Origin of the sequence: Frateuria sp. (genome assembly GCF_013362045.1) — a bacterium.
Classification (GTDB): domain Bacteria; phylum Pseudomonadota; class Gammaproteobacteria; order Xanthomonadales; family Rhodanobacteraceae; genus Frateuria_A.
In genome coordinates this window covers 1-6,988 of sequence record NZ_JABFWW010000092.1, presented here as the reverse complement: position 1 = coordinate 6,988, position 6,988 = coordinate 1, and the positions used below count along the sequence as shown (strand labels likewise).

The following is a 6,988-nucleotide window of genomic DNA, read 5'->3' as shown; positions in this document are numbered from 1 at the left end:
GGGTGCCACGTCGGCCGCGGCCGGCGTGGCGGCAGGATCAGGCAGGTTCATGCGTCCTCGGCGGTGGCGTGCGCCAGGAAGCGGGCGCCCAGCGCGGTCAGTTCGCTCATCACGCCGCCGACCAGTGCGCCCATGCCGGGAAGGCGCAGCGGATGGACGTTCATGCGCCCCATGACGAAGCCCGCGCCGGCAGCGACGCCGAGCACGATGAGGGGATGCCGCTCGCCGCGCGCCAGCAGGGATGAGGCCGGCGCAGCGACGGCCTGGCGCGCCTCGCTCATGCGCTGCTGCGCCGCGCGTACCCGCGCGTGCTGGCCGAACATGCTCATGCCGCGTCCTCCCCGTCCACCTGGCGCCGGGCCCGCGCCCGTGTCTGGCGCATCATCGCACTCCACTCGTTGCGTGTGGCGGGCAGGCTCATCCAGTGCATGCAGCGGCGGAAGAACACGATGGCTGCCAGCATGAACACCAGCTGCAACACGGCCAGCGCCATCAGCGCCCAGACCCAGGAGGCGAACCACTTGGCCAGCAGCACGCCGACCAGCGCAAGCAGGGTCAGGCCCAGGCCGACGCCGGCGATGGTGGCGGCCAGGCCGGCCAGCAACATCCACGAGATGGCGCTGCGCGCCAGGCCCAGCTCGGCCGACAGCAGTTCCAGCTGCGCACCGAACAGCTGCTTGATCGCCTGGCCGAGCTGGCCGAGCTCGGCGAGCACCCCGGTGTGCGGCGCCTCGGCGGCACCCTCGGGGTCGACTTGTTCGGCCTCAGGCATCCCTGGCACCCGTGAGCGGAAGGATCAGCGGCGCAGGATACGCCCCAGCAGCCAGCCGGCGCCCACCGCAATGGCGATCGACTGCATCGGTTTCTCGCGCACGTAGGCGCGCGCCTGCGCCATCCAGGCCTCGGCCTTGTCCATCGTGTCGTCGCGCAGTTCGCGGCCGCGGTCGGCCAGGTCGGCCGCCTTGTCGTTGGCCCGGTGCGCGGCGCTGGCGGCCTTGTCGGTCGCGTGGTGCATGCCGGCCTCGACCTTGTCGGCGGTGTGGTTGACCGCGTCCTTGGTCCGCGCCACCGCTTCAGAGGTGGCCTGCTTGACCCGTTCCGCGCTCTGGTCGATGCGGCTGTGCGCCACAGGCGTGTCCGTGGACAGCGGATCGCTCATTCCCGGGTCGGCCACGGCCGGATTGTGGCCGGGGTCGCGCGGAGTGGAGGGACTCTGGATCGGATTGGGCATGGCATTCTCCCGTTGAAGGGTGGCGGCGCCGCCGGCTCAACTGGCGCGGCGGAAGAAGGCGATGATCGCCAGAATCAGGAAAATGATGAACAGGATCTTCGCGATGCCGGCGGCCGCGCCCGCGATGCCGCCGAAACCGAGGATGGCAGCGATGATGGCGATGACCAGAAAGACGATGGCGTAGTGCAGCATGGCGGCTTCCTCATGGGTGGGAGCGGATTCCCTGGTGGGCCGGCCTGCAAGGCCAGACGTTTTCATTCATCCACAGGGGCTGCCATCTGCACGTGAAGGGGCGCGTGCCAGTGCGTCCTTCCCGTTCACGCCGCGTGCGGATTGATCGCATAGGTACCGGTCAACCCGACGCTGGCCAGCACGTGCCCGGCCATCGCCGCATGCAGCTGGTCGAGGCCGAAGCCGGCGGCCAGGCCCAGCCCGGCCACGTCCAGCGCGTGCAGCTCGAAGCGGTAGCGGTGCGCGCGCGCATCGTTCCAGGGCGGACACGGACCGTCGTAGCCGAGATAGGTGCCGGCCATGTCGGGATCGGAGGCGAACCAGCCGCCGTAGTCGTTCTCGCCCTGCACGCTGCCCGGCGGGCCGGACGGCGCGCGCTTGCCATGCGGGGTGACGCCATTGCTGCACGAACCCTCGCCCAGTTCGCCGCACTCGGCCGGGATGTCGGCCATCAGCCAGTGCACGAACTCCGCCCGCGGCAGGTCGGCGCTGACCGTGCGGCCTTCCTTGTTGACGTCGTCGCCGCGGCTGGGCGCATCGACGTCGATGCAGGTGAGCACGAACGAGCGCGTCTCCGGCGGCGCATCGCGCCAGGCCAGGTGCGGGCTCAGGTTGTCGGACAGGGCGATCGGCTCGCCCGGCTTGCCGAAGGCGCACCGGGGCGGGATCGGCTGGCCGTCCGCAAAGTCGTTGCTGCGCAGTTGCATGGAATCCTCCTCGCGGTTGATTGGCGAAAACCCAAGCAGCCCCCTCATCCGGGAGAGCGGGAGCGCTAGTGCTCCGCGCCCCCGTAGGTCACCCGATACACCGCCCCTGCCAGGTCGTCGCTCACCAGCAGGCTGCCGTCCGGCAACGGCTGCACGTCGACCGGCCGGCCCCAGGCCTGCTCGTCCTGCTCGAAGCCGGTCACGAACGGTTCGTAGGCGGTCACCTTGTCGCCGTCCAGGCGCACGGCCATCACGCGGTAGCCGGACTTCTTCGTGCGGTTCCACGAGCCGTGCTCGGCCACGAAGATGGCGCCGTGGTACGACGCCGGGAACTGCTTGCCGGTATAGAAGCGCATGCCCAGCGAGGCCACGTGCGCGCCGAGCTTGAGCACCGGCGGCACGTAGTCCCTGCAGCTGTGGCCCTTGCCGAACTCGGGGTCCAGGATGTCGCCCTGGTGGCAGTACGGGTAGCCGAAGTGCTCACCCATGCGGTCCACGCGGTCGAGCTCGTCGCTGGGTACGTCGTCGCCGAGCATGTCGCGGCCGTTGTCGGTGAACCACAGCTTGCCGGTGGCGGGCTGCCAGTCGAAGCCGACGCTGTTGCGGATGCCGTAGGCGACGTCCTCCAGCCCGGTGCCGTCGGGATTCATGCGGGTCAGCTTGGCGTAGGCCTTGCCCTTGTCGCAGAGGTTGCACGGCGCGCCGATCGGTACGTACAGCTTGCCGTCCGGTCCGAACGCGATGAACTTCCAGCCGTGCGCGGTCTCGGTGGGAAACTTGTCGTAGACCACCTGCGGCTTGGGCGGATCGTCCAGGTGGTTTTCGATGTCCCGCAGCACCACGATGCGGCTGACCGCCGAGACGTACAGGTCGCCGTGATGGAAGGCCACGCCCACCGGCAGCTGCAGGCCGCTGGCAACGACGCGCACCTTGTCGGCGCGGCCGTCGTGGTTGGTGTCGGTGAGCGCGTAGACCTTGCCCGCATCCATCGAGCCGACGAACACCGTGCCCTTGGCGCCCAGCGCCAGCTCGCGCGCCTGCGGCACCTGGCCCGAATACACCGCGATGTGGAAGCCCTTGGGCAGGCTCAGCCTGTCCAGCGCTGGCGCGGCACGGCTGGGCAAGGCGAACAGGACCAGCAACATCACGAGCAGCACGCGCATGAGGCTTCTCCTTGCGGCGGAACGGGCAGCGTAGCGCTGTCGGCGTGAAGTGGGAACGGATGGGGTTGGTCGGATGTCGGGCGTACGGTCGACCTTCGCCGAAATCCGGAAGGCCAACCGCCCTGCCCGTCCCTGCTACCGTACGCGCCTTCAAGGGGGATGCATGAGCGAACTGGACGACCTCGCCACGCTGGTCCGCGCGGCCACGCCGCTGGTGGTGATCGAGACGGTGGACGAGCAACGCGTGATCGAGTGCTTCCGGCACGTGCTCGCGCAGGCGCTGCGCCCGTTGTGGCGCTGGACGCTGACCGACGGCCTCGCGCGGCTGGATTTCGCCCAGCCGGGCAACATCGTGGCACCGGACGCCGGCGCCACGCTCGAGGCGATCCGCGCCGCCGACGAGCGCGGCATCTACCTGCTGTTCGACTTCCACCCGTTCCTGCGCTACGCCATGAGCCTGCGCCAGCTGCGCGAGATCGTGCAGCGGCAGAAGAGCGCGGCGCACACCGTCGTGCTGGTCGGCGCGAAGGTCGAGCTGCCCGTGGAACTGGAAGCGCTGGCCACGCGCGTGCCGCTGGCGCTGCCCGACCTGAAGGAACTGGCCGGCATCCTGCGCGGCGAGGCGGCCGCATGGCAGCGCGAGCACGGCCGTGCGCTGCCGGTCGACGGCGAGGCGGCGCGCACGCTGGTGCGCAACCTGGTGGGCCTGTCCGGCCCGGATGCGCGGCGCATCGTGCGCAAGCTGATCTACAACGACGGCGCGCTGGGCGCGGGCGACCTGCCCGAGCTGATGCGGGCGAAGTTCGAGCTGCTCAACCGCTCGGGCCTGCTGCATTACGAATACGCCACCGCGGGCTTCGCCGACGTCGCCGGCGTGGCGCGGCTCAACGCCTGGATCGAGCGGCGGCGCGCGGTGTTCCTCGATCCGCAGCCGGCGCTCGATCCCCCGAAGGGCGTGCTGCTGCTGGGCGTGCAGGGCTGCGGCAAGAGCCTGGCCGCCAAGGCCACCGCCGGCGGCTTCGGCGTGCCGCTGGTGCGGCTGGATTTCGGCACGCTGTACGACAAGTACCAGGGCGAGACGGAGAAGAACCTGCGCGAGGCGCTGGCCAGCGTGGAGCTGCTCGCGCCCTGCGTGCTGTGGATCGACGAGATCGAGAAGGGCCTGGCCAGCGGCGGCAGCGAGGATGGCGGCGTCTCGCGTCGCGTGCTCGGATATCTGCTGACCTGGATGGCCGAGCGCAAGGCCAAGGTGTTCGTGGTCGCCACCGCCAATGCGGTCGACCAGCTGCCCGCCGAGCTGTTGCGCAAGGGCCGCTTCGACGAAATCTTCTTCGTCGACCTGCCTTCGGCCGAGGCGCGCGTGGCGGTATTCGGGCTGCACCTGAAGCGCCGCAGCCTCGACCCCGCCGGCTTCGACCTGCCCGCGCTCGCCGCCGCCAGCGACGGCTATTCCGGCGCCGAGATCGAGCAGGCCATCGTCAGCGCGCTGTACGACACCGCCGGCAACGGCACGCCGCCGGACCAGGCCGCGCTGCGCCATGCGCTGGAGCAGACCCGGCCACTGTCGGTGCTGATGCGCGAGCAGGTGCAGGCCCTGCGCGACTGGGCGCGCGAACGCTGCGTGCCGGCCGACTGATTCCGCCTTGCTCCCTCTCCTCCAGAGGAGAAGGAGCCAAGCGCCTGCACCCTGCAATTGTTGCAGCCGCGAGCAAATCTTGCGGCCTCCGGCGCCTGCGAACACCCGCAAACCGCGCCGCCAGCCGGGGCACGGTTCTTGCCCCCTCCGGACACCCTGCGGCCGGTGCCCCGTGCCGGTCGTCTCCCTCCGCAGACGACACGAGGAGCTTTCGATGATCGCCCACAACAAACGCCTGCAGTACACGGTGCGCGTCGCCGAATGCAATCCGGCGCTGGCCAACCTCATGCTCGAACAGTTCGGCGGCCCGCAGGGCGAACTCGCCGCGGCGATGCGCTACTTCACCCAGGCGCTGGCCGAGGACGACCCGGGCCGCAAGGACATGCTGCTGGACATCGCCACCGAGGAGCTCAGCCACCTGGAGGTGATCGGCACCATCGTGGGCATGCTCAACAAGGGCGCCAAGGGCAAGCTCGCCGAGGGCGCCGAGGAGCAGGCACAGGCCTTCCGCCAGCTGCAGGGCGCCGGCAACGACTCGCACGTGACCCAGGTACTGTATGGCGGCGGCCCGGCGCTGACCAATTCCGGCGGGCAGCTGTGGAGCGCCGGCTACATCGACTCCATCGGCGAACCGACCGCCGACCTGCGCTCCAACATCGCTGCCGAGGCACGCGCCAAGATCATCTACGAGCGGCTGATCAACCTCACCGCCGATGCCGGCGTGCGCGAGGCGCTGGGTTTCCTGATGACGCGCGAGATCTCGCACCAGCAGTCCTTCGAGAAGGCGCTGTACGCGATCCAGCCCAACTTCCCGCCGGGCAAGCTGCCGGGCAAGCCGGAGTTCGCCAACGTCTACGTCAACACCTCGCAGGGCGAGGGCGACACGCGCGGGCCGTGGAACAGCGACGAGAACTTCCAGTACGTGTCCGATCGCGAGCAGATGCTGGCGATGGACGGCGGCAGCGGCATGCCGGAGGTGTCGATGGGCGAGCACGAGCGCTCCGCGCTGATGCAGATGGCCCAGCGCACGCGCTCCAACCCGTCGATCAACCCGGAGACCGGCGCCGAGCTGGGGCGCGGCAGCAGGCAGCCGCAGGGCACCCGCCACTAGATCCGACGTAGGGTGGGCTTTCAGCCCGCATCCGGCGCGCCGCGGAAAAGATGAGCTGAAGCCACCTACGCCCGTCTGCGCGCTCAGCCGAACGCGGTATCGAGCAGCATCATCAGCACGAAGCCCACCATCAGGCCCCGGTAGCGAAATGCTCGTGCCCCTGCCGGTGCGACTCGGGAATGATTTCGTGGCTGACCACGAACAGCATCGCGCCGGCGGCGAACCCCAACCCTACGGGCAGCAGCAGCGGATAGTCGATCACCACGCTGGCGCCGGCCAACGCGCCGACCGGTTCGATCAGGCCCGAGGCCATGCCTACCAGGACGGACCAGGCGCGGCCGTAGCCCACGGCCATCAGGGCGATCGCCACGACCAGGCCTTCGGGCAGGTCCTGCACCGAGATGCCGGTCGCCAGCGCCGCGCCGTGCGCCAGACCGGGCCCGAAGCCCACGCCGATCGCCAGGCCTTCCGGCAGGTTGTGCAGGCAGATGGCGATCACGAACAGCCAGGCGCGCCTGAGCCGCGACGGCAGGTGTCCTTCCGGGCCCTTGATGAAGTGCTCGTGGGGCAGCACGCGCTCGATCACCACCAGCGCGGCGGCGCCCAGCAGGATCGCCACGCCGACCAGCGCTCCGGCGCTCCATGCCCCCTGCCCTTGCCGCCGCGCCTCCTCGATGCCAGGCAGGGCCAGCGAGAACGCACTCGCCGCCAGCATGACGCCGGCGCCAAAGCCGAACATGGTGTCCTGCGTGCGCGCGTCGATCCGCCGGGCGACCAGCGCCGGCAGCGTGCCCAGTGCGGTCGCGGCGGCACCCGCGCAGCCGCCGAGGAACGCAGCGAGCAGCGGCGTCATGCCGTGGCGGCTCCGGCCCGGGACGGTCGCGGCGTGGCGCGTGGTTGCGGCATGGC

General features: G+C 70.3%; 9 protein-coding genes. 2 read left to right on the top strand and 7 right to left on the bottom strand.

The features are described 5' to 3' along the window. Positions 1-47: 47 nt before the first annotated feature. The 6 genes from HOQ08_RS04470 to HOQ08_RS04445 form a co-directional block, all read right to left on the bottom strand. A complete protein-coding gene (locus tag HOQ08_RS04470) occupies positions 48-329 on the bottom strand; it encodes a hypothetical protein (RefSeq protein WP_291192073.1) in 282 nt (93 codons plus the stop codon). Next, a complete protein-coding gene (locus tag HOQ08_RS04465; RefSeq protein WP_291192071.1) occupies positions 326-772 on the bottom strand; it encodes an ABC transporter ATP-binding protein in 447 nt (148 codons plus the stop codon). Before HOQ08_RS04465 ends, HOQ08_RS04470 begins: the two co-directional genes overlap by 4 nt. A 24-nt stretch (positions 773-796) precedes the next feature. Beyond that, positions 797-1,159, bottom strand: a complete 363-nt coding sequence (locus HOQ08_RS04460) for a hypothetical protein (RefSeq protein ID WP_291192075.1) — start codon at positions 1,157-1,159, stop codon at positions 797-799. Positions 1,160-1,267: 108 nt separating this feature from the next. Then, positions 1,268-1,423 carry a DUF1328 family protein gene (locus HOQ08_RS04455; RefSeq protein WP_291192069.1) on the bottom strand — a complete coding sequence of 52 codons (156 nt, stop codon included), beginning with the start codon at positions 1,421-1,423 and terminating at the stop codon, positions 1,268-1,270. 125 nt (positions 1,424-1,548) lie between these two features. Next, positions 1,549-2,169, bottom strand: coding sequence for a YbhB/YbcL family Raf kinase inhibitor-like protein (locus HOQ08_RS04450; RefSeq protein ID WP_291192067.1), 621 nt, complete (start codon positions 2,167-2,169; stop codon positions 1,549-1,551). Between the two features lie 65 nt (positions 2,170-2,234). Further along, a complete protein-coding gene (locus tag HOQ08_RS04445) occupies positions 2,235-3,332 on the bottom strand; it encodes a PQQ-dependent sugar dehydrogenase (protein WP_291192065.1) in 1,098 nt (365 codons plus the stop codon). Between the two features lie 163 nt (positions 3,333-3,495). Here HOQ08_RS04445 and HOQ08_RS04440 point away from each other — a divergent pair, with 163 nt between their 5' ends. Both HOQ08_RS04440 and HOQ08_RS04435 read left to right on the top strand, forming a co-directional pair. Beyond that, complete coding sequence (locus tag HOQ08_RS04440) at positions 3,496-4,968, top strand: AAA family ATPase (RefSeq protein WP_291192063.1); 1,473 nt, start codon at positions 3,496-3,498, stop codon at positions 4,966-4,968. A 214-nt stretch (positions 4,969-5,182) separates the two neighbouring features. Beyond that, complete coding sequence (locus HOQ08_RS04435; protein ID WP_291192061.1) at positions 5,183-6,079, top strand: manganese catalase family protein; 897 nt, start codon at positions 5,183-5,185, stop codon at positions 6,077-6,079. 130 nt (positions 6,080-6,209) lie between these two features. Here the strand turns inward: HOQ08_RS04435 and HOQ08_RS04430 are convergent. Continuing rightward, positions 6,210-6,988 (bottom strand): ZIP family metal transporter (locus tag HOQ08_RS04430; protein ID WP_291192059.1); only part of this gene is annotated, 779 nt, incomplete at its 5' end.

Coding starts and splice junctions, on each gene's coding strand:
- HOQ08_RS04455 (WP_291192069.1), bottom strand. CDS start 1,423: ATGCTGCACTACGCCATCGTCTTTCTGGTCATCGCCATCATCGCTGCC.
- HOQ08_RS04460 (WP_291192075.1), bottom strand. CDS start 1,159: ATGAGCGATCCGCTGTCCACGGACACGCCTGTGGCGCACAGCCGCATC.
- HOQ08_RS04440 (WP_291192063.1), top strand. CDS start 3,496: ATGAGCGAACTGGACGACCTCGCCACGCTGGTCCGCGCGGCCACGCCG.
- HOQ08_RS04465 (WP_291192071.1), bottom strand. CDS start 772: ATGCCTGAGGCCGAACAAGTCGACCCCGAGGGTGCCGCCGAGGCGCCG.
- HOQ08_RS04450 (WP_291192067.1), bottom strand. CDS start 2,169: ATGCAACTGCGCAGCAACGACTTTGCGGACGGCCAGCCGATCCCGCCC.
- HOQ08_RS04435 (WP_291192061.1), top strand. CDS start 5,183: ATGATCGCCCACAACAAACGCCTGCAGTACACGGTGCGCGTCGCCGAA.
- HOQ08_RS04445 (WP_291192065.1), bottom strand. CDS start 3,332: ATGCGCGTGCTGCTCGTGATGTTGCTGGTCCTGTTCGCCTTGCCCAGC.
- HOQ08_RS04470 (WP_291192073.1), bottom strand. CDS start 329: ATGAGCATGTTCGGCCAGCACGCGCGGGTACGCGCGGCGCAGCAGCGC.